Raw genomic sequence first — 26,656 nt, forward strand, 5'->3', positions numbered from 1 at the left:
GTGGGCGCCCCGCGGTGTCAGCGCCCTTGAACGATGAACCACATCGCCCTGCGGGCCCTTCCTTGCGGTGCATCCCACCTGGCTTTCTCGCAGCCCTGTCGGGGTTTTGTTAGGCACTCTATGCTGTAGGCATCATGCAGCTCATCGAAGACCTCCGCGCGGAACACGAGCTCATCGAGCAGGTGCTGGGCTCTCTGCGGACCTTCGTGAAGGTGCGGCTGGAGGGCCAGGGCGATCCGGCCGACGGTCCCCGTTTCATGGCCTTCTTCCGTCGCTATGCCGGCGACTTCCACCACCACAAGGAGGAGGAGGTCCTGTTCAGGGCCCTGGCGGAGCGGGCCGAGCTGCCCGCCCACCGCGGCCCCATCGCCGCCCTCACCGGGGAGCACCAGCGCATGGCCGGCCTGCTGGACGGCCTGGAGGATCTGCTCGGCTCCGACCTCGCCACCGCGGAGGCCCGCCAGCAGATGGAGGCGCTGGCCGTGGACTACAGCCGCTCCTTGTGGCGGCACATCGATGCCGAGAACTCGGTACTCTACCCCCAGGGTGAGGAGCGCCTCCGCCGCTTCCATGTGCGGGAGCTGCCTTCCCGCCCCATGACCGGAGCCGAGGCCGCCGCCCGCGAAGGCGCCCTCGCCTTGATCCAGGTCTACCCGCCCATGCACGATGCCGAGGTTCACCGCGGTGATGGCTGCGTGGCCTGCCCCTCCTTCGGCACCACCTGCGAGGGTCTCGAATACGAGTGGTGGACCGAGCTGGAATGGGAGGAGGCGGAGGAGCGCCGGGACGATTAAGAGTGCCCAACAAAATCCCCTCGACGGCGGCGCTATAGTGGACTCCCATCCACAGGCACCCCGACAGGAGGCACGCCATGACGGATCCCACGCCCCACATCGCCCAGAAGGGCCCGTACCAGGTGGAGGTCGAAGCGGGCAAGACCTACCACTGGTGCGCCTGCGGCAACAGCAAGAAGCAGCCGTTCTGCGACGGCTCCCACAAGGGCGGTCCGTTCGTGCCCCTGGCCTATACGGCCGACATCACCGGCACCAAGTGGTTCTGCGGCTGCAAGCAGAGCGGCACCAAGCCCATGTGCGACGGCACCCACAAGAAGCTCTGATTCCGGAAGGGACCGGAGGCTGCGCCCGCCAGAGATCGTTCAGGGCCCCTCGGGGACCAGCACCTGGGCTCGGAGCCCGGCGCGGATCCGGCCCTCGGGGTTGGGCACCACCACCTTCACGCGGACCTTGCCCGCGGCATCCGCACAAGGATCCACCAGGACGACCTCCCCCTCGACGCTCGCGGTGCCACCGGGTTCGGCGAGGAGCACCCGCACCTTCCGGCCCGGGACGAGCGCAGCCAGAGCGACCGGGCCCGCGGCGCACTGGACCAGCACCCGGCTCAGATCCATGAGGCGGAACATCGGCTGGGCCCCGGCCACCGCCTCGCCTTCCTCGTGATAGCGGGTCACCACCACGCCGTCCATGGGGGCGAGGATGGTGCGGAGGCGCACCTGCTCCACCGCCGTCTCGTACTGGAGCCGCGCCAGCTCCAGGTCGATGCGCGACTCCAACGCCCGGGCCTCGGGGATGATCTTGTTGTCGTAGAGGCGCTTGGCGCCCTTGGCCTCGAACTCCCGGCGCTCCAGCAGCGCCTTGGCCCGCTGCATCTCCAGCTCCTCCAGCTTCCCGTAGAGCAGGGCCAGGGGCTGGCCCGCCTTCACGGCCTGCCCTTCCTGCACGCGCACTTCCATGATGCGGCTCGACACCGGCGCGCTGACCTCCACCTGCCGGTACGGCAGGACGCGCCCCTCGAGCGGAATTCCCGCGGGGGCCGGGAGCGACCCCAGGATCAGGGCTGAAGCGAGGAGGCGGGCGGGAACATACATGGGGCACTCGCGGAGACCCCTCCATCCTGTCATCCCCGGGCCGTCATTTGATCTGGAACGTGAACTTCCCCTCGTGGCATTCCAGGCATTTCACCACCGGCGGCTTGTGCTGGCGGTGGCATTCCGTGCAGGGGATGGGATCGTGCGGCGAGGCATGGGGGTTGGGCTTGGCGTCCTTCGTCAGCGCCTTCATGGCCGGGTAGTCCCCGTGACAGACCATGCAGGCCTCGTCCGGTACCGCCGCCGTGGTGGGCTTCTCCTTCTGGTGGCAGTCGTGGCAGATCAGCTTCGCCTTGATGTGGGGCGCCGGCAGCGGTTTCTCCTGAGCCAGGCCGGTCCCGGTGGCCAGCAGCCCGGCCAGCCCCAGAGTCCCCATCCGAAGAAGCCGCATGTGCCCTCCCATCCTTCCTGCAAAGGCAATGATGACCATCATATCTTATTACATTCAAGGCGCACCCGGCCGGGTGTCCCTGCCTGGAAGGCCTCTCCTTCCACAGGTAGACTGATCCATTGGGTTGGCCGCTCCAGATGCAGGTCCGTTCACATCCCTCCTGATCGGGAAAGCCGGTTTGGAGTTGGGAAAGGCAAGACAAAGATGGCAATGCGCGAGATGGACAAGGCTTTCGACTTCAGGACGGCGCAGACACGCTGGTATTCGGTGTGGGAGGAAGGCAGGGCCTTCGAGGCCGCCCCCGCCAGCGGCAAGGAGCCCTGGTCCATCGTCATCCCGCCGCCCAACATCACAGGCAACCTGCACATGGGCCATGCCCTGGTGAACACGCTGCATGACGTGCTCACGCGCTTCAAGCGGGCCCAGGGCTTCGACGCGCTCTGGGTGCCCGGCACGGACCACGCCGGCATCGCCACCCAGATGATGGTGGAGCGCCAGCTCAAGGCCGAGGGCACGGACCGCCACCAGCTGGGCCGGGATGCCTTCGAGCAGCGCATCTGGGACTGGAAAGAGAAGAACCAGGGCGCCATCGAGCACCAGCTCAAGCGCCTGGGCTGCTCCGTGGACTGGACCCGCAACCGCTTCACCCTGGATCCGGCCCTCAACAAGGCCGTGCGCAAGGTCTTCGTGGAGAGCTACAAGGCCGGGCGCATCTACCGCGGGCCCCGCATGATCCAGTGGGACCCGGCCCTCCAGACGGCGCTGAGCGACCTGGAAGTGAAATACGAGGAGCGCAAGGGCAAGCTCTGGTACCTCCGCTACCCCCTGGCGGACGGTAGCGGTGAGGTGGTGGTGGCCACCACGCGGCCCGAGACCATGCTGGGCGATACGGCCGTGGCGGTGCATCCGGACGATGAGCGCTACCAGGGCATGATCGGCAAGCTCATGGACCACCCGCTGACGGGCCGCCAGATCCCCGTGGTGGCCGACAGCTTCGTGGATCCCGCCTTCGGCACCGGCTGCGTGAAGGTGACGCCGGCCCATGACCCCAACGACTTCGCCGCAGGCCAGCGTCTGAAGCTGGAGTCCATCACCATCATCGGCTTCGACGCCAAGATGACCGCCGCCGCCGGGGCCTACGCCGGCCTGGACCGCTTCGAAGCCCGCAAGCGCGTGGTGGCCGACCTCGAAGAACAGGGCTTTCTCGTGAAGGTGGAGGACTACACCAACAAGATCAGCCTCAGCGATCGCAGCGGCGCCGTTCTGGAGCCGCTCGTCAGCGAGCAGTGGTTCATGGACGTGAAGGACGCCGCCGTCCAGGCCCTGGACGCGGTCCGCGACGGGCGCATCCAGTTCACGCCCTCGCACCACGCCGCCGTATGGGAGCACTGGCTCACCAACATCCAGGACTGGTGCATCAGCCGCCAGCTGGTCTGGGGGCATCGCATCCCGGCCTGGACCTGCGCGACGTGCGGAGAACTCCACGTCGAGATGGAGCAACCCTCCGCATGCTGCGCATGCGGAGCACAGGAGCTGAAACAGGACCCTGACACGCTGGACACGTGGTTCTCGTCGGCGCTGTGGCCGTTCAGTGTGTTCGGCTGGCCCGACCAGACCGAGGATCTCAAGCGCTACTACCCCACCAGCGTGCTCATCACGGGCTACGACATCCTGTTCTTCTGGGTGGCGCGCATGGCCATGGCAGGCCTCACCTGGATGGGTGACGTGCCCTTCCGCAAGGTCTACTTCAACAGCCTGGTGCGCGATGCCAGCGGCCAGAAGATGTCGAAGACCAAGGGCAACGTCATCGATCCCCTCGAGGTGATGGAGGAGTTCGGCACGGACGCCCTGCGCTTCGCCCTGGCCATCATGGCCGCGCCCGGCACCGACATCGCCATGAGCCCCGCGCGGCTCGAGGCCAGCCGCAATTTCTGCAACAAGCTCTGGAACGCCTCCCGATTCGTCCAGATGAATCTGGATGAATCCGTCACGCTGGCGACGGCGCCAGAATTCGGCGAGGCCGAATTCTGGTTGATCAAGGAAATGCGCGACACCTTGACGGCTGTGACCAAGGCCCTGGAGGAATTCCGCTTCCACGAGGCCTCAGATCTGCTCTACCACCTGGTGTGGGATGATTTCTGCGCCACCTACATCGAGCTGGCGAAGGTTCAACTGCTGAGTGGCACACCGGGCCAGAAGGCCGCCATCCTGCGATTCCTCGACATCCTGCTCCGCGCCCTGCATCCCTTCGTGCCCTTCCTCACCGAGGAAATCCACGAGGCGGTCATCGCTCCGCGGTTACCGGACTCAGAGCCGGCTCTGCTGGCTCTGAGAAGCTGGCCCGTGGACGAGAAGATCCTCCACCTCCAAGGTGGCGACGCCACGATCATCCCCCGGTTCCAGGAAGTGCTCTCGGCCTTCCTCCGCCTCAAGGCCGAGCAGGGCGTGGATCCCGCCAAGCGGGTGCCTGCCTTCTGCTCCATCACCGAGTTGGAGCCCTTCACCGAGGCCCTGAAGTCCATCGCCCGGTTGGAGTCGGTCACCTTCACGAAAGAGGACCTCGCCTCGCCCACCCGCACGGTGGCCGTGGTGGCGGGTGGCGCCGTGGCCCTGGAGCTGGCCGGCCTCAAGGATCCTGTCGCCGAGAAGGCCAAGCTGGAAAAGGAGCTGGCCAAGCTGGAGAAGGAGCTGGAGCCCCTTCGCGCCCGCCTCGCCGACGAGAGCTTCGTCACCAAGGCCCCCGAAGCCGCCGTAGCCAAGCTGCGCGGCCAGGCCGAAGAGAAAGAGCAGCGCCTCCAGCAGGTGAAGGCGCTGCTCGGTTGATGGATGGGCGGATCAGCGGATGAGGCGAAGGGTGCGGGAGCTCCCGTCGCCCAGGACGACCCCGTCGTACATGGGCACGAGGGCGTAGGGATTCTCGATCTTGGGTTCGGTGTCCACCGTGGTGGGCCGGAAGGGCCCCAGTTCCCGAACGACCGCCTGCCCTGCCCTGGGGTCGACTTCGAGGATCCGGCCGCTACCGAACTCAGACACGATCACCCGGCCGCAGGCGTCCACGGCCATCCCCTTGATGTCTCCCTGGGAGGCCGGGTTCGTTCCAGGGCCCAGCAGCAGACGGACGTCCATGGTGGCGGGCGAGAGGGCCACCACCTCACGATCCGAGGCCAGGATGAGTTCATTCGTCCACGCATTCCACGCCAGCAGCCGGGGAGACAGCGGGTAGGAGTAGCTTCCGTCTTGGCTGGGAATCAGCACCTTGGTGCTCAGCGTGCTCAGGTTCCCCGAGAGGAGGTCCAGGACGCGGATGGTCCAATTGTCCAGGATGAAGAGCCGGTCCTGGGCGGAATCCGAAGCCAGCGCCTGGACCCAGGTGACGCTGGCCGTTCCTGCGCCCCAGATCGACCCATCCTGGCTCCCATACCTCGCCTCCACACAGCTCGCAAGGGCGGTGCCGTACAAGGACCGGATTCCCTCGTTGCCCATCCCGATATGCACAGCCCGCCGGCGTTCATCGTAGGCCATGGCCGTCACCGCGCCGGGGAGGATAGCGCCTCCCGACGGCCCCGTGACCCAGTACGGATAGGCGACCGTGTGGATCCCGCCAGTGGTGGCCATGCGGACGGTGTAATCGAAGTCCTCCACGAACCACACCCTTGAACTGCCATCCGAAGCCATGGCCGAGGGCCAACCCAGGGTGGCGAAGTATGGATGCGATCCGTCCATGGGGCGTTCAGCCAGATCGAAGGTGGCCTTGGATCCCACCCAGCGGGTGATGTCCTCATTGGGGGCGCAGGCTGGCTGGTAGATGGTTATAGGGATGGGGTTTCCTTCCGGGCTGAACACGCCCGGCTTGATCGGCATGAAGGGGCGTTCCAGCAGGGGGTAGGGTTTGGGCGGTTCGAGGTAGGGATCCACCTGGGCGGTGAGGGAAACGGTGAGAAGGGCGAGCAGCAGCCTCGTGCGTGTCATGGATGACTCCTTGATAGGTCAAAAGGGGTGCTCAGAGCCGGGTCACTCCAAGGCCCTCGCTCCTGGGAGGGGGGACGGGAACGCCCGTGGGGATGGGCCCCAGGGAGAGGCCGGGGATCGTCGTGGGTGAGGGGCGGTCGGTGGCGGTGCCGTCGCCCAGCCGGCCATTGTTGTTGTAGCCCCAGGCCTTGACCGTAAGATCCGGCAGCAGGGCATAGGAGGAGCAGTAGCCCGAGCTCGCCTGGAGGGCCGTGAGCCCGGCGATGGCCTGGGAGGCGGTGGTGGACGTGGTCGTGGCAGACCCGAGCCCCAGCTGGCCGTACCAGTTGTAGCCCACCGAGGCGACGGCTCCCTGCCCACCCAGAAAGAGCGTGTGGTACTGCCCCGGTACGACACGGTCGAGGGTGGTCCCGGAAGGCAGCCCCGCCGTGCTCATGGGCACCCAGCCATACCGGGTCACCTGGCTGCCATCCCCCAGCTGGCCATAGCCGTTCTCGCCGCTGCCGTAGGGCAGGCCATCCGTGCCGAGGAGGACGGAATACAGCGAGAAAGCCCGGGCCGCCTTCACGCCCCCGCTCTGGAGCTGGGTGATGGTCAGGTATTCGGCCGTGGGTGAGTAGGGGAGGCCCAGCTGGCCGTAGCCATTGTCGCCGAAGCCATAGAGGTTGTTGGAGGTGTCCACCATCAGCGTGTGCAGCTCACCCAGGGCCACATCGGCCACCTGGGAGGCGGCAACCGGAATCGAGACCGGGCTCAGGCGGTTGGTCTTGTCCCCCTGGCCCAGCTGGCCGTGGGAGTTGTAGCCCCACATCCAGACGGACTGGTCCGCCTTGGCAGCAAGGTTGTGGTTGTACCCGCAGGTGATGTAGACGACGCTGGCCAACCCGGGCACCGCGGCCGGGCTGTTGCTCATGGTCGTGGTGCCGTTCCCGAGCTGGCCTGAGGTGTTGGCCCCCCACGAGAAGACGCGGCCATCGGCCAGCAGCGCCACGGAGTGCCCCCAGCCCGCCGCCACCTGCACCGCAGGTCCGGGCAGAGGCACGGCCGTCGGCGCCATGCGGGCCTGGTAGTCCCCAAGGCCCAACTGGCCGTTGCCCCCCACGCCCCAGGCATACACGCGCCCCTTGGTGGTGATCGCCAGCGCGTGGTCATGGCCCGCCACCACCGCCGGGTCGGCGTAGAGCACATCCAGCAGGACCTCGGGGCTGGTGGTGACCCCTCCGGTGGAAGCCGTCACCCGCACGCTGTAGCGGGCCTGGTCATCCGCCGCCTGGACCGGCAGGGCGTAGGAATCCGTGGCAGCCCCGGCGATGGCGGTGCCGTTGCGGAACCACTGATAGCTGTGGCCCGTTCCTTCCGCCGCCACCCGGAAGGTCACCACATCACCTCGGTAGCCCGCCTGGGCGGAGGGTGGCGTGGTCAGGCGGGGGCCGGCGATGCTGGTGGGCGGCGGTGTGCTGGAGCCGGAACCGCCCCCACAGGCAAGGGCGAGGGCAAGGGCTGCGCTGGCAAAGCAGAGGCGGAGGGAGGCTGGCACGGATCGGATCATTCGGGGCTCCTGGGACAGTCGGAAGATGGCGGGAAGGAAGGCCATGCGGAGGGATCGGAGGGCCATGGGACCTCTCATCACAAACCTCGGGGAATGGCCCAGCGTGCGGCCCGACTGCGGACCGCCCCAGGCACACTTCCAGGAAAGGGGTTGGGCCACCCCGCTGGGCTCACTTCCAGAGCGCAGTACGGAACAACAGGACGCGGTCGCCCACCTCCACCCATCCCGCCAGGAGGCCCATGGGGCCTGGGACGGCGAACAGGCTCTGGATGGTCTTCCCGGCCGTTCCCGGAAGAATCGCGGGAGCCGTCCAGGCGGCGCCATCCCACCGGGAGAAGCCGACGCCCTCATGGACGCCGCCAGCGCCGCGCTGGATCCACAACAGCGCCGGGCGGCCCGCAGCGTCCCGGGTGCCCACCATGACCTCGGTCGTGGTGGGCAGCGGCAGGAGTGTCCGGGGCGTGCCGGGCGCCGCGCCGGACAGGGGCGCCACCCACAGACCCTCGGATCCCAGCCCCGCCAGCCAGCCCGCGTCCCCCGCCGAGCGGAAGGCGACCAGGCTGCGGGCGGGCAGGGGCAGGCTCACCTTGTCCCCCACGGTCCAGGTGCCCGATGTGGCGCGGCTGCGGGGCCAGGCCTGGCGCTGAGCGTCCCCCTCGCCGGCCACCCCATAGAGAAGCCAGGTCTCCAGGCGGCCCTCCGCATCCAGGGACCAGACGGAAGGATGGCCCGTGGGAAGGGCCAGCTGGGAGAGGGGCCCCCACCCCGCAATGCCGACCGCGGTGCTGGCGCCCAGTGCGTAATCCACCGCCACGTTCTCCACCGAGGCATCGTCGCCCGTGGAGAAGTCGAGCGTGTAGGCCCCCCGGCCATCGCCCGCCAGGTCATGGAGGAACTGGCTCGAGTACATGTTCAGGCGATGGGACTGGGGGGTGCCCCAGGCTCCGCCCGCCTCGAGCCGGGACACCTGGACGGTGGGGAAGTCCACCCCCAGCGCGGGGTCCGTGCGGAGGCCCGACCAAGCCGCGAGGGCGCTGCCATCGGACCCGGTAGCCAGGTGGAGGTTCGCGGGGGCCTTCAGATCGACCGTCAGGGCGGTGGCCCGTGCGCCGAAGGGCGCGGGGGAGCCCAGGTCCACCGGCACTGTCCGGAGGCGCGTGGTGGTGCTGCGGGGCACGGCATCGAACCACGCGATGAGTCCCTTCCCCCGGGCATCCATGGCGGCCACGGGAAACTGGAGGCCGTTGATGCCGCTGGCCCCATCCAGCGCCTGGGGGGCCTCCCAGGTGCCGTCGGCGCGCAGGCGGGCCGCCACCTGTTCCCAGTAGGGCGTGCCCCCGGAATCGACGCCCGTCCGCATCCAGGCGGCGAGGACGGCGCCCTTCCCATCTCCCGCCAGCAGGGCGCCGCCCATGTAGCTGGAAGCGGCGAGCTCCACGGGCGCATGCCAGGCCGGAACTGGGGGAGGGGCCGGGACCTGGGCCTGAGTGGTGGCGTCACCGCCTCCGCCGCAGGCGGCGAGGAGGCCGAGCAGCGTTCCGGCGATCAGGTGCTGGCGCATGGATCCCCCACCCTCTCAGAGGTAGTAGCCGTGCAGGACGATGCGGGCCATGGACATGAGGCTCAGGGGGTAGAACTGCTGGACCCAGATCTTCACGCTCATGCCCTCGGGCACCATGAAGCCGCTGGTCCAGGTCTGGCGCTTCACGCCCATGGCGTTGGCGGGGATGTCCGCGAAGGTGAAGAGGGCCATGCTGCCCGAATAGCCGGCCGCGGGGTGTTCCAGCATCAATTCCAGAGAGGCCGGCGTGCCGGTCCCCGGCTCGTGCAGCACCCAGGCCTGGGCATCAGTGATGATGAGGGTGCGGCCCTTGGGGACTTCGAAGCCTTTCACCCCGAATTGCCAGGTCCAGACCCCATTTTCAAGGGTTCCCACATCCGTCGTCACTGCGCCGGTGGAAAGATCCGAGCGCGTGCTGATATCCACGGCGACGAGGTTGGCGGCGGGAACGCCCAGGTGTGTCACCGGCTGGGCCCGGGCCCAGGTCGGTGAGGCGATCAACATGATGGCGATGGCGAGCGGTTTGAACATGGGAACTCCAGGAGAAAAGGAGGGTGGAATGGGCTCAGGTGCGGCTTACTGAAAGCGGTTCGACCAGATGTTGCTGCGCGTGCCGTCGGACTGGTACCACACCGCCAGCGCCTGGCCGTTGCCACCGATGGCGATCTGGGGCTCGTTGGCATCACCCGCGTTGTCGGTCTCGAGGAGTGCGGCCGTGCCCCAGCCACTGCCAGCGGTATACCGGTTGGTCCAGATGTTGATGCGCGTGCCGTCCGATTGACCCCACACCGCCAGGGCATTGCCGCTGGCGTCGCAGGCGATCTGGGGGCTACCGGCATCACCCGCATTGTCGGTCTCGATGAGCGCCGCCGTGCCCCAGCCGGTGCCGGCGATGTAGCGGCTGGACCAGATGCTATACCTTGCGCCGTCCGATTGAACCCACACGGCCAGGGCATTGCCGCTGGGGTCAAAAGCGATCTGGGGGGTACCGACGTTACTCGCCCCTGCGAGGATGGTCGCCGTGCCCCACCCGCTGCCGGCGGCGTAGCGGTTGGCCACGATATTGTTCCGCGTGCCATCGAACTGGGACCACACCACCTCGCCATTGCCGTTGGCATCAAGGGCGATCCGAGGGCTATATGCATCACCTGCGTTGTCGGTTTCGATCAGCCCTGCCGTGCCCCAGCCGGAGCCAACCGTGTAGCGATTGGCCCAGACATTGAGGCGCGTGCCGTCGGACTGGACCCACACCGCCAGGGCATTGCCGTTGGCGCCGATGGCGATCCTGGGTTCGAACGCATCCCCCACGATGCCAGTCTCGATGGTCGCGGCGGTGCCCCAGCCGCTGCCCGCCGTGTAGCGGTTGGCCATGACGGTCTGGTACGTGCCATCATCCTGAGTCCATACCGCCAGGCCATTGCCGTTGGCGTCCATCACGACTTGGGGTTGGTTGGCGTTGCCGGCGTTGTCGGTTTCAATGAGCACGGCGGTACCCCACCCGGTGCCGACCGTGTAGCGGTTGGCCACGATGTTGCGGTGTGCACCGTCGTGTTGAGCCCATACCGCCAGGCCGTTGCCGCTGGCGTTGACGGCGATCTGTGGGTCAGAGGCATCACTGATGTTGTCGGTCTCGATGAGGGTGGCCACCCCCCAACCAGCACCGACCGTGTAGCGGTTGGACCACAGGTTGAAGCGCATGCCATCGTGCTGTTGCCATACCGCCAGTGCATTGCCGTTGCCATCCATGGCGACCTGCGGGAGATAGGCAGGGCCAGCATTGTCGGTCTCGATGAGCGCGGCCACCCCCCAGGCCTTCGCCGTGGGCGGTGGCGGGACGGCGGCACTCCCGCCACCCCCGCTACCTCCGCCGCAGGCGGTGAGCCATCCCAGGACGAGTGCGGCCGACAGGGCCAGCGCGAGGAGGCGAGGAACGGGATGGGCGGCCATGGGGGCTCCAGAGAGGTCGGCCCAGGTTGGCGCCCCCCTCCGGTCCAGCCCAGGCACGCTTTGCAGAAAGGGGCTGGGCCACCTCTTACCGGGATCGGCCAAGGGGCCCATGCGTTTGTTTGAAAGCGGGATGCTGGGAACGGAGGGGTTTCCCATCGGTTGAAGCATCAGGGTCCCCGGAGCTCCCGCTGAATGGACGGCGGGCGTCCACACCAGGCACCTGCAGGACCAGGGGCAAGGGCCAGGCTTCAACCGGCTGTTGCAGCCCCTGGAGGGTCTGTCACCCCCGTCGGACGGTGTGGCGGCGGAGGTCGATCATGGGGCGGGGGTGGTGGCCAGACGAGTTCCCAAGGACAGGGCCACGTGCTGGGCGAATACCGGGTGGGCCACCTGAGTCTCTGTGGCGAGGCGATCCGCTTCTGCGTCACGCCCGAGGGCACGCAGGGTCCGAACCTTCAGGCATTGGACCTCTGGCTTCTTGGCAAGGGCCGGTTCCATGGACTCAAGGACGCGCAGCGCCGAAGAGGGCCTTCCCAGGCCGCATTGGGCTCTCACCAAGCCTTCGATCACGCCCAGGTCGGTGGGATGGCGATGAACCGCGGAGGTGAAGTAAGCCAGGGCCGCCTTCGCCTCCGCCTGCCGTCCTGGCCCAGGCGACGCCGAGGCGGCGAGAGCCAACCAGCCTTCTAGGTCGGCCGACTCGGTGGGCGTGATATGTGCCCGGGCCCCCTTGAGTGCCACCCTTGCCGCCCGGAGCCTGTCGGCATCAACGCCTCGGGGGAGGTCCAGAGAGGCCCTGACACCAAAGCCGAGGATCTTGGCAAGATGGATCCTCAACTGAGGTTCCTTCGGCCAGCGTTCATGGGCAGCCACCACCACCGGTAGGGCACGGTCCAGTACATCCTCCACTGGTCGTCCAAGGAGGATCCGCCCTTCCATCCAACGGATCGCAGTCCAGCCAGTGAAGAACACCGGATTCGTCTGGTCAGGCTCAAGGCGTCGGAGGGCCTCACTTGCTTCGTAGGAACGGTGGAAATGCGCCTCGGGATCCTTGCCCCTGGCCTGGGCATCCAGGGCCAGGAGCAGTTCCAGGGTTTTGATATTCTCCTGGAGGTTGGCTGCAGTGACCCCGGGTTTGCCCTGCATTTGCTCCGCCAGGGACTGGGTCATGGCGAGGGGTTCAGAGGCATCCCGTCCGTGGTCCAGAAGAATGCGGGCCTCCATTTCGGAACAGGCGAAGGCCCATCTCAACCCCGAAGGGTCCCAGGGTTCCATCGCGTCCAGGCGGATCGCCACGGCGCGCCCCTCCCGAAGGGCGGGACCCGGGTCCTGTCCCACATCCTCCTGAGCACCTCCGAGGTCGTAGAGCGCGTAGGCAAAGCGGGCGAGCGGCCGGGCTGAATCAGGTGCCAGGCGGGCCGCCGTCCGACAGGCCTCCACTCCGGCCAGGCAATACTCCAATCGGGAGGGATCCCCCGGAGCCTTGGGAGCCCGGCTGAGATTCGCCAGGATCAGGGCCTTGTTCAACCAGGGGCGTGGCGAATCGGCATCCAGGATCAGGGCGTGTTCCACGTCCCGGAAACCCGCCTCGGCATCGGCCCTCAGGGGCAGGCCGCGTCGTTGGGCCAGACTCGTGAGAAAGGCGTGAAATCGGCCCGCCAGGTGATGCACCGCTGGGTCGCTTCGCACCACGCGGGCCAGTGCCTGTGTGATGGCCAGCCCCTCCCGCGCGCAGCGCTCACTTTCTTCAAAATGCTGAAGGTCATAGGCCTTCACCATGAGGTTCATCCAGGCTTGCGCTTCGATCAGACCTGCTTCCGTTCGTTCCGGATCGGCCCGGCGAGCCGCCTGGGCGAGATCCCGCGCCTTCTCGTCGTGCTGCTCCAGCATGGCGAGCCGCGCCTGCAGGACCCGATCTGATCCAGCTCCCTGGAAGTGACGGAGGGCCGGCTGGTGAAAACGGAGATCCGCTTCCGCCAGTCGCCGCGTCCGGTAGGCCGGGTCCTTCAGCCCCTCCGCCTCCTGGCGGGCCTGCTCGTAGAGTTGGCTGTAGACAGTCGCCATGGCTTCTTCCAGATCGGGACCCCTGAACCCCAGAACCCACGCGCGTTCCAGGGACACTCGAGCCGGCTCCAGTTCCTCAAGGATCAGGTGGATGCGCCCCTGCGCATAGGCAGATGGGGCCTCGGCGGCCCCCTTGCGCGCCTGCAATCGGGCGAGTGCCAGTCGAAGCTCCGCCTTCACTGGCCGGATGTCGTGGGCCGGGGCCAGGTGGGCCATGCGCATGCGCAGCTCCAGGGCCTTGGCCTCCCCTCCCATCTGGGCCGCCTCCAGGGCGGCCAGGGTGCTGCGGCGGCTGTTCCAAGTGGCGAAGGCGCCTGTGGCCAGCATCACCGTGAGACTCGCGCCGAGGGCCTTCGCGGCCGCAGGGTTGCGTTTGGACCAGCGCAGGCCGCGTTCCAGCCACCCCATGGGCCGGGCCAGGATGGCCTGGCCCTTCAGCACCCGCTCCAGGTCGTCGGCCAGCGCTTCGGCAGTGGCATAGCGCCGTTCCGGCGCCTTCTCCATGGCCTTGGCCACGACGGTCGCCAGGTCCCTCGGCAGGCCGGGGACCGCTGTGGTGAGCGGAAGCGGATCCTTCTCCAGCACCCGGCGCAACAGGTCGCCCGGGTGCAGATCTCCCGCGGCGGTGGCGCCATGGAGGTCCAGGGTGCCCGGCGCCTTCGCCGTGGATCCGACGGGATTCCGGAACGGCGGGCGGCCAGCGAGGACAGCATAGAGGGTGGCGCCGAGACCGTAGATGTCGGCCCGGAAATCCACCGGGGCGGCGCCCGAGACCTGCTCCGGGGCCATGAAATCCACCGTGCCCATCAGCAGGCCCGAGCGGGTGAGACCGCCCTCTTCATCCCGCGCCAGGCCGAAATCCGTCAGGCGCGCCTGCGGACCCTCCTCCGTATCCTCCACGAGGATGTTGGCCGGCTTCACATCGCGGTGGACGAGGCCCATCCGGTGGGCTGCCCCCAGGCCGCGGGCGGCCTGGGCGGCGAGGGTGACCTCGACCCGCCAATCCCCTTCGGTGCGGGGGTCTGCGAAGGTCCGCCCCTCCACCAGCTGGAGGAGGATGCAGGGACGCCCTTCCAGGGTGCCCGTGTCATGCACGCGGACCACGTTCGGGTGCTCCACGCGGGCCTGGAGGCGCGCTTCCAGCAGGAGGCGATCCGCCTCCTGCGGATCCTGGCTCCGGACGAACTTCACCGCCACCGGGCGCTCCAGCCCGGCGTCCCAGGCCCGGTGGACCTCGCCCATGCCGCCGATGCCCAGGACGCCCTTCAGGGTGATCCGGCCATCGAAGGAGGTCAGCAGCAGGCTCATCGATCCCCGTCCAGCGCCGCGCGCATGCGGAGGGCCACCTCTTCCAGATCCGATTCCGGGTAGTTCGAGAACCCCAGGCGCAAGCCCTGCACGGGGCTGCCATCGAAGGCAAAGCGCCGCCCGGGCTGGAAGGCCACGCCATGCTCCAGCGCCCGAGCCGACCAGCGGTCCACATCCACGCCAGCCGCCACCTGGGCCCACAGGGCCAGACCGCCCTCCGGCACCTGGAAGCGCAGGCGATCGCCCAGGGCCCGCTCCAGCGCCCGGCAGAGGACATCGCGGCGGGTCCGGTAGGCCAGCTGCATGCGGTTGAGGTGGCGGTGGATGGCCCCATCGTCCAGCAGCTCGGCGAAGGCCCGCTCCAGCACCATGTCCCCCTGGCGGTCCAGAGCCTGCCGCAGGGCGCGCATGCGGGCGATGAGAGGGGCCGGTCCATGCACGTAGCCCAGGCGCAGGTTGGGGCTGAAGATCTTGCTGAGGGTACCCACGTGGACGACCACCCCGGAGCGGTCCTCCGCCGCCAGGGGAGCCCGGGGGCGGCCCTCGAACAGGAACTCGCTGTCCTGGTCGTTCTCGATGAGGGCGAACCGGTGGGACTGGGCCAGGGCCATCAGCCGGTGGCGCCGGTCACTGGTAAGAGGCACCAGGGTGGGGTACTGGCGCAGTGGCGTGACGTAGACGGCCCGCAGCCGCTCAGATTCCGCCAGCTGGGCCAGGGCTCCGACGCGCATGCCTTCCGCGTCCACGGGGACGGGCAGGCAGCGGGCGCCAGCCCGGGCGAAGGCCTCCCATACCCCCGGGTGGCCCAGGGCCTCGACCGCCACGGCCTCTCCCGCCGAAAGCAGTGCCTGGCCCACCAGGAAGAGGGCCATCTGGCTGCCCCGGGTGACGAGGATGTTCTCGGGCGAGGCGGCAATGCCCCGGGCCTCGCCCAGCATCCGGGCCAGCGACTGGCGGAGCATGGGATGGCCCTGCGGATCCTCCAGCTCGAGGTTCTGCTGGCGGTTCAGCACCAGGGCCCGGCGGTAGGCCCGGGCCAGTTCCGCGCCAGGGAGGAGACGGGGATCCGGCAGGCCGCTCCCCACCTTCAGGAGGCCGGGCGCCCCCTTGGGCGCCGCTTCGTGCAGCCCCGAAGCCAGGTCGAACCCCATGGTGGTCGCCTCGGAGGCCCCGCCAGCGGTCGGGGACTGCCCATGCATCCGCGTGGGCGGGTCGGGCGCCACGACGCTGCCCTCCCCCGGGGTGGAGACGACCCAACCCTCGGCCTGCAATTCCCGATAGGCCGCCATCACGGTGTTGCGGCTCACGCCCAGCCGTTCGCCGAGGGTCCGGTACCCGGGCAGCGAATCCCCGGGGTGAAGGCGGCCCCGATGGATCTCCTGCATGAGAGAGTGCGCGATCTGGAGATAGACCGGCTCCCGGCTCTGGGGATCGAGAAAGACGGTGGGCGTCCGTGCGCTCAGGGTTGGCTCCGGGGAGGGGGTTCCAGTCTAAGGGATCCACCCGACCAAAGGAATGTTGTTGGAACCTGGAGCATCGGACCGGGGCCCGGCCCCCCAGGGGGGTGGCCCACCCCCTATCACCAAAGTGGTCCTGCCAGCCCTTCAACGTCGTGGCCAACCTGAAGGCGATTCTCTGGAGGTCACCATGCCCGACATGCACGCCTACTCCCCATCGCCCGCCCTTCGCCGGAACCGGCCCCTCCGGGCCGTGGGTGCCTGCCTCGCGGCTGCCCTGATGCTGGCCTGCGGTGGAAGCGGCGGAGGCAGCTCCGCCCCGTCCTCGCCTCCGCCAGCAGCCACGGCGACTCTGACCTCCATCACCCTCGCCCCCGCGGGCCCCACCCTCAATGTGGGCGCTTCGGCAGATCTCCAGGCCACAGGCCACTTTTCCGATGGCACCACGGTCACGCCCTACGACAGCTCGGTGACCTGGACCTCCAGCGCCCCGGGGACGGCTTCCGTGTCCGCCAGCGGCCTGGTGAGCGGAGTGGCGGCCGGGACCGCCACCATCACCGCGACCAAGGGTGCCATCCAGGGCTCCGCCGTCGTGACCGTCAATGCCTCCGCCGCGGTCCTCACCTCCATCACCCTCACCCCCGCCACCGGCGTCACCCTGAACGTGGGGCAGACGGCGGACTTCACCGCCACCGCCCACTGGTCCAATGGCACCAGTACTGTCCCTTACGATTCCAGCGTGACCTGGACCACCAACCTTCCCAGCGTGGCTACGGTGAATTCGGCGGGCGTTGTCACAGCCGTCGCCGCCGGATCCGCCACCCTCACGGCCACCGCCAATGGCCTCAACACCACGGCTGCCATCACCGTGAGCGCCTCAAGCCCCACCCTCACGGCCATCACCCTCACCCCGGCGAGCAGCACCCTGAGCGTTGGGCAGACCGTGGACATCACCTCGGCCGCGATTTGGTCCAACGGCACCGGCACCACACCTTACGATTCCTATCTGACCTGGATCAGTTCCGCGCCCTCCGTGGCCACCGTGAATGCAGGTGGCGTGGTGACCGCTGTCGCCGCTGGAACCGCGACCATCACCGCGAGCCTGGGCGGCGTGTCCCGCACGGCTGCCATCACCGTCACTGCCGGCCCCGCGGCCGCCCTGACTGGCCTCACCATGCTCCAGTCGACCAGCTCGCTGCAGGTGGGTCAGACAACCGGAGTTGTCGTGATGGCCAACTGGTCCAATGGCACCACGACCAGCCCCTACACCACGGGAGTCACCTGGGCTTCCTCCAACTCCGCAGTCGCCACCGCGACCCCTAACGCCACCGGATGCACCGTCACAGCGGTTTCAGCCGGTACCGTCAACATCACGGCCACCGCCAGCGGGTACACTGCCACCGCCAACTTCGGGATCTCTGGCTCGACGCCCACCGTTGACGCCCGTCTTGTAGGAAGTTGGAGCTTTGTCGACACCATCGGCGAGTACGGCAGCTTCTATACCTTCAACGCCAACGGCACCTTCACCTATTCCCTCGTCTACATCAACCGGAGCAGTTGCATCTCCTTCTCCCAAATTGTGGCCTCTCACCAGGGCACGTTCAGCACCCAGGGATCCCTCGACAACCCCTCCTCCGCAGGCCAGATCATCTTCAACTGCACATCCCATTTCACCGATTACACCAATTGCGCAGGCAGCCTCAGCCGCGCTCCCTGGAACGGGGCCAACCCGCATTTCCATTGGGCGGCTTTCATCAACGCCACCACTCTGGCTACCAACCACTCGGATGATTTCCAGGCGACGGGCACCCTGAACCATACCAAGCAGTGACCCTTCGGCCGAGTGGAGGCGGGGGGCCCCTCGGCCCCCGCCTTCCTGTACATCTGGGCTACTTCGGGCCTGCTAACCTGAAGCGATGACGATGAAGACCTACTACGCTGGCCAGGATGTGGATGCGCCTTGCGGTCGCTGCGGCGGCGAGACGCGCCACCAGGTCCTGACCGTGACCAATGGCGTGCCCGACCGGCTCATCTGCGGAAATTGCCGCTCCGTTCATAAATTCCGCGTGGCCAAGCCCGAGCCCCTGCCCCGCTCGCCTCGCATCCCGGCGGCGGCCAAGGCTGGCGGTCCGCGGCCCGGCTCCCTGGTGGCACAGTTCCAGGAGGCCGTGACCCGCGAGCAGGGCGGCGCCCGGGCCCGGCCCTACTCCGTGGCCGAGCGCTGGGAGGAAGGCGCCTGGATGGACCACCCCGCCTTCGGCTTGGGCCGCGTGCAGCGGCGCATGGGCCGCAAGGTCGATGTGCTCTTCAAGGACGGCCTGAAGACCCTGGTCAGCGCATGACCCAGGAGCCCCTCCTCGAACCCGGCTCCCCCGCACTGCGGGAGCTGCGCTTCGCGGTGCTGGACCTGGAGACCACCGGCGGCAGTCCCAAGGCCCGCTGGGGCAAGGATGGGCGGTTCATCCAGCCCTCCGAGATCACCGAAGTGGGCATGGTGCGCCTTGCGGGTCCCGTGGTGGAGGACCGCTGGTCGAGCCTGGCCGCCATCCAGGGCTTCCTGCCCGAAGAGATCCAGCGCCTGACCGGCATCAGCCTGCCCATGCTGGCGGGCGCGCCGCCCTGGGAGCAGGTGGCCCTGAAGCTGGTGCCGAAGCTGGAGGGCCGCATCTGGGTGGCCCACCACGCGCCCTATGACGGCAGCTTCCTCAAGGCCTGGCTGCCCGAAGGCGTCTGGCGCCGCCACCGCCTCATCTGCACCCGGCTGCTGGCCAAGAAGCTCATCCCGGAGCTGCCACGGCGGAGCCTGGCCGAGCTCTGTGAGTTCCTCGGCATCACCAACACCCGCGCCCACCGCGCCCTCCAGGACGCCGAGGCCACCGCCGAGGCTCTCCAGCACCTGATCCAGCGCGCCGAGGACCGGGGCATGGACGGCGAGGCCTTCCTCGCCGCCGGCGAAGTGGCCTGGAACAAGCTCTGATGCACTACTTGATGGCCTTCTTCGCCTTCTCGGCGGAGGCCTGGGCGTAGTAGGCGCACACCCCCTTCTTGGCGTCGGGCTCGATGCCCGCGGCCTTGAAGGCATCCTTGAGCTTCTTCTCGGGAACGCCCAGTTCCTTGGCCCAGTTCGCCGCCGTCTTCATGCCTTCAGCCACCATGGCACCCTCCGTTGGGGCAAGCCTACACCCCAATTCGACGACGCGCGCTTCGGCAGACTCTGCTGCTAGCCAAGGGCAAGCTCGCGCACCATGGCCCGGTGCAACCGCAACCTGCCTAGCGGCTCATCGTCAGATCGCCGGGCCGGTATCGAAGGTGCGATTGCGGTGGAGCCAGCGCTTCCGGAAGCGGCTTCAGGATCGCACGGGCTCAATGTCAACGCGCGAACAGGCGGTGTTGCTTGATCTTCTATGCCCCCATCTAGGCCCTACTGGTTGAATTCGTTCGAATGTTGACCTGTTTATCGATGTCAAGACATCAATACCGAACTATCAATGAGGTCATTGCATGCAGCCCTATTCGAATGCTTCGACGGCGGCCTCGACCAACGCAACCCAACGCAAATTGATGCTTGGCGTCGCCATTGCGACGCTGCTGGCATTTGCCATCGTGATCGCCGACCTGGCGAGCGGCGGCCGCCCTGATCCGCCGGAGCTGCGCGCCGCGGCGACCCTGCTCGACGGCTCCTGGCGATTCCGTACCGGCGATGACCCCCGCTGGGCGGAGGCCGCCACGGACGATAGCGGTTGGGAGACGGTCGACATGACCGCCGCGCCGGGCAGCCACGATGGCGACGTAGGTCTGCCCGATTATGTCGGCGGATGGATGGCGCACGGTCATCCCGGCTATCACGGCTACGCCTGGTACCGGCGCGCGGTGACGGTGCCGGCCGGACCGGCGTCGTGGGACATCCTCGGACCGACCCTCGTCGAGAATGGCTACGAGCTCTATTGGAACGGTCAACTGTTGGGCGGGTCGGGCAGGCTCGGTGCGGCCCCGCGGGTCGTCGGCACGCGGCCGCTGCAGTTCGCCCTGCCTGCCGGTGTGGCGGGCACCCGTGGCGTGCTCGCTGTCCGCGCGTATATGCCTCCCGTTTCCGGCGTCAGCGCAGACGGTGGCGGCATGCACAGCGTTCCCATACTGGCTCCGCGGCCGGCGAGCGATGCGCTCCACCGCGTGCAATGGCAGCGAACCATCGCCGGTTACATCGTCGATGTGATCGAGCCGTTAACGATGTTTGCACTCATTGGCTTGGCACTCTGGTGCCGGCCTCGAAGCAGCCACGGGCGTTTCCTGATCTTTGCCTGCATCGCGCTCGCGCTCATGGCGGCCAGGCGTCTCAACAACGCGATCCTCGCTTGGACCGATCTGATGGATCTGGCTACCTATGCCTGGCTGGCGTCAGTGATGTGGGTGCCCACGGTGGCCGCCTGGGCTCTGGCCTGGAATCGCTGGTGCCTTCCTCCGTGGCGGACCTTCGATGTGTCCGCCGCGCTGGCGGCGGTCGCCGCGATTGTCGGCGCCGTGATCCATTCGGCAAGCGTGACGAGGGGCAGCCGGCTCGCGTCCATCGCGCTGTTTATTGTGATAGGAGCGCGCATCGTTCGCAGCGGATCCATGCGGATCCTGGCGCTCGTCACGTTGGCCTCCATCATGGCCGCGCTATTCGGCGGCGAGCTGCTCGATGCGATCGGCGTACCGGGCATCTGGTTTCCGTTCGGCATCGGCGTGTCGCGGACGCAGTACGTCTACGCGTTCGCGATTCCGCTCCTGGCATTCTTGAGCGTGCGGACCTTGTTGCCAAAGGGAGCGGATCGATAGGCGATACGGCGAGGTGGTACCCGGCCTTCAGATCCTCTGCCAAGGCAGCCTCCCTCTGACCCCTTGCCGGGCCTTGGAGGGATGGCGGTACACTCGCCCCATGGACCTCACCCGCTTCCTCGATCTCGTCCGCACCCAGGGCTGGCAGGGCGCGTCCCTGTGGGCTGTGCTGCTGGCCCAGGCCCTGCTCTGGGTCGGGCTGGTGCGCCTGCACCTCTCGCTGCACCGGGAGGAGGCGCCCTGGGAGGAGTGCATCGGGAAGATCCGCAGCGCCTTCCTCCGCAAGCTGAACGGCGAGGAGGAGGTCCAGGAGCTGAAGGTCCACCGCTACGCCCCACTGGTGGACCAGCTCCTGGCCCTGCACTTCGCCGAGGAGAAGAGCGACCGCTTCGACCGGTGGCTGCTGCTGCGCTGGAAGGTGAAGGAGGGCCTGCGGCCCTTCTGGATCCGCTGGGGGCACCTGGTCATCGCCTTTGGCGCCGTGACCTGGTTCCTCCAGGGCCTGCGCCTCGACCTGGGCACGGAGGTCCTCAAGCGCACGCCGGTGGATCCCCGCATCCTGTGGGTCTGGCTGGGCTACGCCATGATCCTGGCCTGGAAGATCGTCCGCCTCCACGGCAACCTCGAGCGCGTCCAGCGCAGCCTCCTGCTGCCCCGGCGCGACGAGTAGGATCCATGGCCCTCCTGATCCAGCCTTTCCAGCCGGGCCTCGAGGACCAGGTGCTCGACCTGATCCTCCCCATCCAGCAGATCGAGTTCGGGGTGCCCATCACCGCCCGGGACCAGCCGGACCTGGCGCGGATTCCCGAGGTCTACCTGGCGGGCCGGGGCGGATTCTGGGTGGCCCTCGCGGAAGGCCGGGTGGTGGGCACCATCGGCCTCATCGGTTTCGGAAGCGGAGGCGCCCTGAGGAAGATGTTCCTCCACAAGGACCACCGGGGCAGCGGCCTGGCCCAGGCCCTCCTGGACACCCTGCTGGACCACGCCAGGAGCCAGGCCCTCCCGGGCATCTGGCTGGGCACCCTCCCCCACATGGGCGCCGCCCACCGCTTCTATGAGCGCAACGGATTCCGGCGCGTGGAGGCGGGGGACCTGCCTCGGGACTTCCCCCGCATGGCCGTGGATACCGTGTTCTATGCCCTGGACCTCCCCCATGCGCCGAGGTGAGGCCGCCCGGCGGCTGGGGCTGCGCGCCGAGCGGCTGACGCTCTGGTTGCTCTGGGCCCGGGGCTGGGACCTGGTGGCCTGGCGGCAGAAGCTGGGCCGCTACGAGCTGGACCTGCTCCTGAGCCGGGGACCCGAGCTTCGCCTGCTGGAGGTGAAGGCCCGGCGGCCTGGGGCCTGGGTCGGGGCCGACACCGCCCTGGAGCCCGAGCAGCGCCTCCGTCTCCAGCGGGCCCTCCGGACCTGGCTGGACCGCGTCCCCTGGCCCGGCCAGGTCACCTTCCAGCGCGTGAGCTGGGCCGGGCTGAGGTGCCGCTTCCACCCACCGGAGCGCTGGGACGCCCTGAAGATCCATCCCTGACAGCTGATAGCTGACAGCTTCTTTGGCACAAGCCTCGCCCCGCACCCGGCGGGTGTCGGTATGTTGACCTTCCAGGACAGTCTGCTTCCATCATGGGCCCGCCAGGCGTGGCCGCCGGACCCGGCGGTCCGGGCGTCAGCGACGGCAGGGGCGGAGGCGCCGGAATGAGTGGTCACGCGGCCCCCCGGCTCCGCAGTCTGCCCCTGGGCCAGGGCGCCGAGGCGCCCCTGTTCGCCGCCCGGGTCGTGGCCATCACCTCCGGCAAGGGCGGTGTGGGCAAGACCAACGTCACCGCCGGGTTGGCCCTGTCTCTGGCCAGGCTGGGTCAGCGGGTGGTGGTCATGGATGCGAATTTCGGCCTGGCCAACCTGGACATCCTGCTGGGCCTGTCCCCGAAATACACGCTCGAGCATGTCCTCCGGGGCGAGAAGGTGCTGGAGGAGATCCTGCTGGAGGGCCCTTCCGGTATGCAAATTCTGCCGGCCAGCAGCGGCATCCAGGAGCTCACCCGCCTCGACACCATGAGCGAGCTGCGCCTGGTCCAGGGCCTCCAGCGGGTGGCCGAGACGGTGGATTGGCTGCTGATCGACACCGCGGCCGGCATCCACGAATCGGTCCTCAAGCTCCTTCTGGCGGCCCAGGAGGTCATCCTCGTGGCCACCCCCGAACCCACGAGCCTGGTGGACGCCTACGCCATGGTGAAGGTGCTGCACCTGCGCGAGCCCTCGAAGCCGCTGTGGCTGCTGGTGAACAACGGCCAGAGCGCAGAAGAGGCCCGGGAGACCGTGGACCAGCTCCAGGAGGCCACGGAACGTTTCCTGGGCAAACAGGTTCCGGTGCTGGGCATGGTTCCCAACGATCCCCACATCCTCCAGGCGGTGCGCCAGCAGCGGGGGGTGGTGGAGCTCTTCCCCGACAGCCCGGCTTCTAGGGCCTTCGGCGCCATCGCCCAGCAATTGCTGGGCCAGGTATCCTTGCAGCCGGACGACTTTGCGGCATTCTGGAGACTGCCCGCGCCTGGTGACGCACCCTAGGAATCCGAATGGTCCTGATCCCAGACCAGCCTGTCGATTCCGGCTCGTCCATCGATGACGAACTGGCCCGGGCCGTGGCGTCCGCTCCGGCCGCCCTCCGGCCCTGGGCGGCCCTCCTGGCGGCCAGTGACCGGGCGAAGGCGGCAGCCTCCCCCGCCAGCGGTGAGGCGGAGCCTCCGGAGCCCTTCGACCGCCAGAACCGGGAGCAGATCATCAAGGACTACGTGCCCCTGGTGAAGTTCGTGGCCCACCGCATCGCCTCGCGTCTCCCCGCCCACGTCGAGCTGGATGACCTCATCAACAGCGGCATCCTCGGCCTGATGGACGCCATCGAGAAGTTCGAGCCCACCCGCAACATCAAGTTCAAGACCTACGCCGAGCTGCGGATCAAGGGCGCCATCCTGGACGGCCTGCGGGAACTGGACTGGGTGCCCCGCAGCCTCCGGCGGAAGAAGAAGGACATCGAGAACGCCTACCACCTCATCGAGCAGCAGAAGGGGCGGGCGGCCACGGACGAGGAGGTGGCGCGCCACCTGGGCCTCCCCCTCGAAGAACTGCACAAGAACCTGGATGAGCTGAAGGGCGTCACCCTCGGCACCTTCGTCGAGGCGGGCGAGGACGGCGAGGGCGAGAGCCTCATCAGCTTCGTGCCCGATCCGGACGCCGAGGATCCCCATCAGATCTTCCAGACCGCGGAGATCAAGGCCATCCTGCGCACGGCCATCGAGGGACGGCCCAAGAAGGAGAAGTTCGTCGTCCAGCTCTACTACTTCGACGAGCTGACCATGAAGGAGATCGGGATCCTCCTGAACATCACCGAGTCCCGGGTCTCCCAGCTGCACACCAAGGCCATGCTGCAGCTCCGGAGCAAGCTCCTGGAGCAGCAGATCCGGGGCTGACGCGCCGCCGGTCCACGCACCACACCTGTGGTTCCCCTGCTACCTCAGGGCGTGTGCCCCCAGCCACATTGGAACCTCAGCCCCGCCCGGCTATGGTCGGAAGCATCGGATCGGAGTCCCTCATGTGCGGAATCGTCGGTTACATCGGCCAGCAGGGCGCCGCGGGCATCCTGGTGAACGGCCTGCGGAGCCTGGAATACCGCGGCTATGACAGCGCCGGCGTGGCCCTGTCGGATCCCACGGACGGGTTCCGCATCATCCGCGCCTCGGGGAAGCTGGCGAACCTCGCGGGCAAGGTCGATCTCGCGGATCCCTCGCCGCTGGGCATCGGGCACACCCGCTGGGCCACCCATGGCCGGCCCACGGAGGAGAACGCCCATCCCCACCGCAGCGGCGACGGGCAGGTGGTGGCCGTGCACAACGGCATCTTCGAGAACTTCCTGGAGCTGCGGGCCGAGCTGAAGGCCGCGGGCGAGACCTTCCGCTCCGAGACCGACACGGAATGCTTCCCCGTGATGGTGGCCCACCTGATGAAGCAGGGCATGACCTTCCCGGACGCCTTCCGCGAAGCCGTGGGCCGCATGCGGGGCATCTACGCGCTGGCCTGCCTCCAGGCCGCAGACAAACACCGCATCCTCGCCGCCCGCAGCGGCCCTCCGCTCGTGCTGGGCCTGGGCGAAGGCGAGACCTTCCTGGCCTCGGACGTGGTGCCCCTCCTGCCCCACACCCGCCGCGTGATCTTCCTCGAAGATGGCGACCTGGTGGAGCTGACGCGCGACGGCGCGCGCATCTTCGGCCTCGATGGCGCGGAGATCCACCGGCCCGTGGTCACCATTCCCTACGACCCTGTCGCCGCGGAAAAGGGCGGCTACAAGCACTTCATGCAGAAGGAGATCTTCGAGCAGCCCCAAGCCCTCTCGAACACCCTGCTGAACCGGCTGCCGCTGGACGGGGAGGCGATCCCCCTGGATCTGCCCTTCAACGCCCAGGAGCTGGCGGACCTCAACCGCATCCACATCGTGGCCTGCGGCACCAGCTGGCATTCCGGCCTCGTGGGCAAGTTCCTCATCGAGCAGCTGAGCCGGGTGGCCGTCGAAGTCGACTACGCCAGCGAGTACCGCTACCGCGAACCCGTGATCCAGCCCGGCACGCTCATCATCGGCATCACCCAGAGCGGCGAGACCGCCGACACCCTGGCCGCCATGAAGGAAGCCGCCCTGCGCGGGGCCCGAACCCTGGCCGTCTGCAACGTCATGGGCTCCACCGCCACCCGTCAGGCCGAGGCCACCCTCATGACCCACGCCGGGCCCGAGATCGGCGTCGCCTCCACCAAGGCCTTCACCACCCAGCTGGCCGTGCTCACCCTGCTGGCCCTGAAGCTGGGCGAGGCCAAGGGCACCGTGGACCCCGTGCTCAAGGCCGAGCTGCTCCAGGGCCTGCGCGAGCTGCCCGCCCACCTGGAGCGCCTCAACAGCCTGGAACCTCAGATCATCCAGTGGGCCCAGCGCTGGAAGGACGCCACGGACTTCCTCTACCTGGGCCGCGGCCCCTGCTATCCGATTGCCCTGGAAGGAGCCTTGAAGCTGAAGGAGATCTCGTACATCCACGCCGAGGGCTACCCGGCGGGCGAAATGAAGCACGGCCCCATCGCCCTCATCGACAAGACCCTGCCCGTGGTGGCCCTCATGCCCCGGGACGCCCACCGGGAGAAGACCCTCAGCAACCTCCAGGAAGCCGCCGCCCGCGACGGCCGCATCCTGGCCCTGGTCACCGAAGGCGACACGGGGCTCTCGGGCATCGCGGAGGACGTGCTGGAGCTGCCGGCCGTCCACCCCTGGCTGGCCCCCATCGTCTACGCCGTGCCCCTCCAGCTGCTGGCCTACCACATTGCGGTATTGAGGGGCTGCGACGTGGACCAGCCGAGGAACCTGGCCAAGTCCGTCACAGTGGAATAGCGACCAGGGAATTTCCAGGAAAGTCACGGCAGTTCCGCCCGCTCGGCCCCACCTTCAAGGTGGACGGGTGTCCCCTGGATGGAGGCTGCCATGGCCGCCCACTTCCTCCGCCGCCACGATTTCGCGCACGACCCCTCGCTCGACTGGCTGCTGATCCTGGCCGGAGCCCTGTTCGCCTGGCTCTTCTGGCCGGCCGCCCATCATTGATCCGCCCGTCGAAGGCGGGGGTTGTGATGGCGCCGGGGCCTTCGCGACCCATGTTTGAGGTGGACCGTGGTCCTCAGGATCGGAGGTTCC

Annotated in this window: 23 protein-coding genes; 13 read left to right on the plus strand and 10 right to left on the minus strand. The window is 68.2% G+C overall.

Annotation, left to right across the window (positions count from 1 at the left end; translation table 11 throughout):
* The first annotated feature begins 134 nt into the window (after positions 1–134).
* Complete coding sequence (locus QSJ30_RS12500; protein WP_285609756.1) at positions 135–794, plus strand: hemerythrin domain-containing protein; 660 nt, start codon at positions 135–137, stop codon at positions 792–794.
* Positions 795–871: 77 nt separating this feature from the next.
* The gene (locus tag QSJ30_RS12505; protein ID WP_285609757.1) at positions 872–1,117 is read left to right on the plus strand and encodes a CDGSH iron-sulfur domain-containing protein; all 246 of its coding nucleotides are present in this window, start codon (positions 872–874) and stop codon (positions 1,115–1,117) included.
* Positions 1,118–1,156: 39 nt separating this feature from the next.
* Here QSJ30_RS12505 and QSJ30_RS12510 read toward each other — a convergent pair whose 3' ends face one another.
* Both QSJ30_RS12510 and QSJ30_RS12515 read right to left on the minus strand, forming a co-directional pair.
* Positions 1,157–1,885 carry an efflux RND transporter periplasmic adaptor subunit gene (locus tag QSJ30_RS12510; protein ID WP_285609758.1) on the minus strand — a complete coding sequence of 243 codons (729 nt, stop codon included), beginning with the start codon at positions 1,883–1,885 and terminating at the stop codon, positions 1,157–1,159.
* A gap of 43 nt (positions 1,886–1,928) precedes the next feature.
* Positions 1,929–2,276 (minus strand): cytochrome c3 family protein, encoded by a 348-nt coding sequence (locus QSJ30_RS12515; protein WP_285609759.1) that lies wholly within the window; start codon positions 2,274–2,276, stop codon positions 1,929–1,931.
* A 204-nt stretch (positions 2,277–2,480) separates the two neighbouring features.
* On the opposite strand from QSJ30_RS12515, the gene QSJ30_RS12520 reads away from it, so the two are divergent.
* Positions 2,481–5,099 carry a valine--tRNA ligase gene (locus QSJ30_RS12520; RefSeq protein WP_285609760.1) on the plus strand — a complete coding sequence of 873 codons (2,619 nt, stop codon included), beginning with the start codon at positions 2,481–2,483 and terminating at the stop codon, positions 5,097–5,099.
* A gap of 12 nt (positions 5,100–5,111) precedes the next feature.
* Here QSJ30_RS12520 and QSJ30_RS12525 read toward each other — a convergent pair whose 3' ends face one another.
* The 7 genes from QSJ30_RS12525 to pdxR form a co-directional block, all read right to left on the minus strand.
* Positions 5,112–6,245, minus strand: a complete 1,134-nt coding sequence (locus tag QSJ30_RS12525) for an NHL repeat-containing protein (protein ID WP_285609761.1) — start codon at positions 6,243–6,245, stop codon at positions 5,112–5,114.
* Between the two features lie 31 nt (positions 6,246–6,276).
* Positions 6,277–7,794, minus strand: coding sequence for a hypothetical protein (locus QSJ30_RS12530; protein ID WP_285609762.1), 1,518 nt, complete (start codon positions 7,792–7,794; stop codon positions 6,277–6,279).
* A 169-nt stretch (positions 7,795–7,963) separates the two neighbouring features.
* Positions 7,964–9,355 (minus strand): hypothetical protein, encoded by a 1,392-nt coding sequence (locus QSJ30_RS12535; protein ID WP_285609763.1) that lies wholly within the window; start codon positions 9,353–9,355, stop codon positions 7,964–7,966.
* A 15-nt stretch (positions 9,356–9,370) separates the two neighbouring features.
* Positions 9,371–9,886, minus strand: coding sequence for a hypothetical protein (locus QSJ30_RS12540; RefSeq protein WP_285609764.1), 516 nt, complete (start codon positions 9,884–9,886; stop codon positions 9,371–9,373).
* Positions 9,887–9,931: 45 nt separating this feature from the next.
* On the minus strand, positions 9,932–11,302 hold the full coding sequence (locus QSJ30_RS12545) for a hypothetical protein (RefSeq protein ID WP_285609765.1): 1,371 nt from the start codon (positions 11,300–11,302) through the stop codon (positions 9,932–9,934).
* Between the two features lie 315 nt (positions 11,303–11,617).
* Positions 11,618–14,674, minus strand: a complete 3,057-nt coding sequence (locus QSJ30_RS12550; protein ID WP_285609766.1) for a serine/threonine-protein kinase — start codon at positions 14,672–14,674, stop codon at positions 11,618–11,620.
* A complete protein-coding gene (pdxR, locus tag QSJ30_RS12555) occupies positions 14,671–16,137 on the minus strand; it encodes a MocR-like pyridoxine biosynthesis transcription factor PdxR (protein ID WP_309559878.1) in 1,467 nt (488 codons plus the stop codon). Before pdxR ends, QSJ30_RS12550 begins: the two co-directional genes overlap by 4 nt.
* Positions 16,138–16,321: 184 nt before the next feature.
* Between pdxR and QSJ30_RS12560 the strand changes: the two genes are divergently transcribed.
* The 3 genes from QSJ30_RS12560 to QSJ30_RS12570 all read left to right on the plus strand — a co-directional run bounded on the left by QSJ30_RS12560 (position 16,322) and on the right by QSJ30_RS12570 (position 19,108).
* Positions 16,322–17,962 carry an Ig-like domain-containing protein gene (locus tag QSJ30_RS12560; protein ID WP_285609767.1) on the plus strand — a complete coding sequence of 547 codons (1,641 nt, stop codon included), beginning with the start codon at positions 16,322–16,324 and terminating at the stop codon, positions 17,960–17,962.
* An 85-nt stretch (positions 17,963–18,047) separates the two neighbouring features.
* Positions 18,048–18,473 carry a hypothetical protein gene (locus QSJ30_RS12565; RefSeq protein WP_285609768.1) on the plus strand — a complete coding sequence of 142 codons (426 nt, stop codon included), beginning with the start codon at positions 18,048–18,050 and terminating at the stop codon, positions 18,471–18,473.
* Positions 18,470–19,108: a 3'-5' exonuclease gene (locus QSJ30_RS12570; RefSeq protein ID WP_285609769.1), complete on the plus strand. Its 639-nt coding sequence runs from the start codon at positions 18,470–18,472 to the stop codon at positions 19,106–19,108. Before QSJ30_RS12565 ends, QSJ30_RS12570 begins: the two co-directional genes overlap by 4 nt.
* A gap of 4 nt (positions 19,109–19,112) precedes the next feature.
* Here the strand turns inward: QSJ30_RS12570 and QSJ30_RS12575 are convergent, their stop codons facing one another.
* Entirely contained in the window at positions 19,113–19,286 is a 174-nt protein-coding gene (locus tag QSJ30_RS12575) for a hypothetical protein (protein WP_285609771.1), read from the minus strand.
* 346 nt (positions 19,287–19,632) lie between these two features.
* Here QSJ30_RS12575 and QSJ30_RS12580 point away from each other — a divergent pair, with 346 nt between their 5' ends.
* The 7 genes from QSJ30_RS12580 (at position 19,633) to glmS (ending at position 26,359) form a co-directional block, all read left to right on the plus strand.
* Complete coding sequence (locus QSJ30_RS12580) at positions 19,633–20,946, plus strand: hypothetical protein (protein WP_285609772.1); 1,314 nt, start codon at positions 19,633–19,635, stop codon at positions 20,944–20,946.
* A 100-nt stretch (positions 20,947–21,046) separates the two neighbouring features.
* The gene (locus QSJ30_RS12585) at positions 21,047–21,616 is read left to right on the plus strand and encodes a hypothetical protein (protein WP_285609774.1); all 570 of its coding nucleotides are present in this window, start codon (positions 21,047–21,049) and stop codon (positions 21,614–21,616) included.
* A 5-nt stretch (positions 21,617–21,621) separates the two neighbouring features.
* Positions 21,622–22,113 carry a GNAT family N-acetyltransferase gene (locus QSJ30_RS12590; protein ID WP_285609777.1) on the plus strand — a complete coding sequence of 164 codons (492 nt, stop codon included), beginning with the start codon at positions 21,622–21,624 and terminating at the stop codon, positions 22,111–22,113.
* Entirely contained in the window at positions 22,100–22,471 is a 372-nt protein-coding gene (locus QSJ30_RS12595; protein WP_285609779.1) for a YraN family protein, read from the plus strand. The genes QSJ30_RS12590 and QSJ30_RS12595 overlap by 14 nt, the downstream gene beginning before the upstream one ends.
* Before the next feature lie 164 nt (positions 22,472–22,635).
* Entirely contained in the window at positions 22,636–23,505 is an 870-nt protein-coding gene (locus tag QSJ30_RS12600; RefSeq protein WP_285609781.1) for a MinD/ParA family protein, read from the plus strand.
* 8 nt (positions 23,506–23,513) lie between these two features.
* Complete coding sequence (locus tag QSJ30_RS12605; protein WP_285609783.1) at positions 23,514–24,404, plus strand: FliA/WhiG family RNA polymerase sigma factor; 891 nt, start codon at positions 23,514–23,516, stop codon at positions 24,402–24,404.
* Between the two features lie 122 nt (positions 24,405–24,526).
* Positions 24,527–26,359, plus strand: coding sequence for a glutamine--fructose-6-phosphate transaminase (isomerizing) (gene glmS / locus QSJ30_RS12610; protein WP_285609785.1), 1,833 nt, complete (start codon positions 24,527–24,529; stop codon positions 26,357–26,359).
* Positions 26,360–26,656: the final 297 nt, after the last annotated feature.

Origin of the sequence: Geothrix edaphica, from assembly GCF_030268045.1 — a bacterium.
In the GTDB taxonomy this organism is placed as follows: domain Bacteria; phylum Acidobacteriota; class Holophagae; order Holophagales; family Holophagaceae; genus Geothrix; species Geothrix edaphica.

Coding starts and splice junctions, on each gene's coding strand:
- QSJ30_RS12585 (WP_285609774.1), top strand. CDS start 21,047: ATGGACCTCACCCGCTTCCTCGATCTCGTCCGCACCCAGGGCTGGCAG.
- QSJ30_RS12550 (WP_285609766.1), bottom strand. CDS start 14,674: ATGAGCCTGCTGCTGACCTCCTTCGATGGCCGGATCACCCTGAAGGGC.
- QSJ30_RS12595 (WP_285609779.1), top strand. CDS start 22,100: ATGCGCCGAGGTGAGGCCGCCCGGCGGCTGGGGCTGCGCGCCGAGCGG.
- QSJ30_RS12560 (WP_285609767.1), top strand. CDS start 16,322: ATGCCCGACATGCACGCCTACTCCCCATCGCCCGCCCTTCGCCGGAAC.
- QSJ30_RS12540 (WP_285609764.1), bottom strand. CDS start 9,886: ATGTTCAAACCGCTCGCCATCGCCATCATGTTGATCGCCTCACCGACC.
- QSJ30_RS12570 (WP_285609769.1), top strand. CDS start 18,470: ATGACCCAGGAGCCCCTCCTCGAACCCGGCTCCCCCGCACTGCGGGAG.
- QSJ30_RS12575 (WP_285609771.1), bottom strand. CDS start 19,286: ATGGTGGCTGAAGGCATGAAGACGGCGGCGAACTGGGCCAAGGAACTG.
- QSJ30_RS12600 (WP_285609781.1), top strand. CDS start 22,636: ATGAGTGGTCACGCGGCCCCCCGGCTCCGCAGTCTGCCCCTGGGCCAG.
- QSJ30_RS12545 (WP_285609765.1), bottom strand. CDS start 11,302: ATGGCCGCCCATCCCGTTCCTCGCCTCCTCGCGCTGGCCCTGTCGGCC.
- QSJ30_RS12605 (WP_285609783.1), top strand. CDS start 23,514: ATGGTCCTGATCCCAGACCAGCCTGTCGATTCCGGCTCGTCCATCGAT.
- QSJ30_RS12590 (WP_285609777.1), top strand. CDS start 21,622: ATGGCCCTCCTGATCCAGCCTTTCCAGCCGGGCCTCGAGGACCAGGTG.
- QSJ30_RS12535 (WP_285609763.1), bottom strand. CDS start 9,355: ATGCGCCAGCACCTGATCGCCGGAACGCTGCTCGGCCTCCTCGCCGCC.
- QSJ30_RS12530 (WP_285609762.1), bottom strand. CDS start 7,794: ATGATCCGATCCGTGCCAGCCTCCCTCCGCCTCTGCTTTGCCAGCGCA.
- QSJ30_RS12520 (WP_285609760.1), top strand. CDS start 2,481: ATGGCAATGCGCGAGATGGACAAGGCTTTCGACTTCAGGACGGCGCAG.
- QSJ30_RS12500 (WP_285609756.1), top strand. CDS start 135: ATGCAGCTCATCGAAGACCTCCGCGCGGAACACGAGCTCATCGAGCAG.
- glmS (WP_285609785.1), top strand. CDS start 24,527: ATGTGCGGAATCGTCGGTTACATCGGCCAGCAGGGCGCCGCGGGCATC.
- QSJ30_RS12515 (WP_285609759.1), bottom strand. CDS start 2,276: ATGCGGCTTCTTCGGATGGGGACTCTGGGGCTGGCCGGGCTGCTGGCC.
- QSJ30_RS12580 (WP_285609772.1), top strand. CDS start 19,633: ATGCAGCCCTATTCGAATGCTTCGACGGCGGCCTCGACCAACGCAACC.
- QSJ30_RS12505 (WP_285609757.1), top strand. CDS start 872: ATGACGGATCCCACGCCCCACATCGCCCAGAAGGGCCCGTACCAGGTG.
- QSJ30_RS12565 (WP_285609768.1), top strand. CDS start 18,048: ATGACGATGAAGACCTACTACGCTGGCCAGGATGTGGATGCGCCTTGC.
- QSJ30_RS12510 (WP_285609758.1), bottom strand. CDS start 1,885: ATGTATGTTCCCGCCCGCCTCCTCGCTTCAGCCCTGATCCTGGGGTCG.
- QSJ30_RS12525 (WP_285609761.1), bottom strand. CDS start 6,245: ATGACACGCACGAGGCTGCTGCTCGCCCTTCTCACCGTTTCCCTCACC.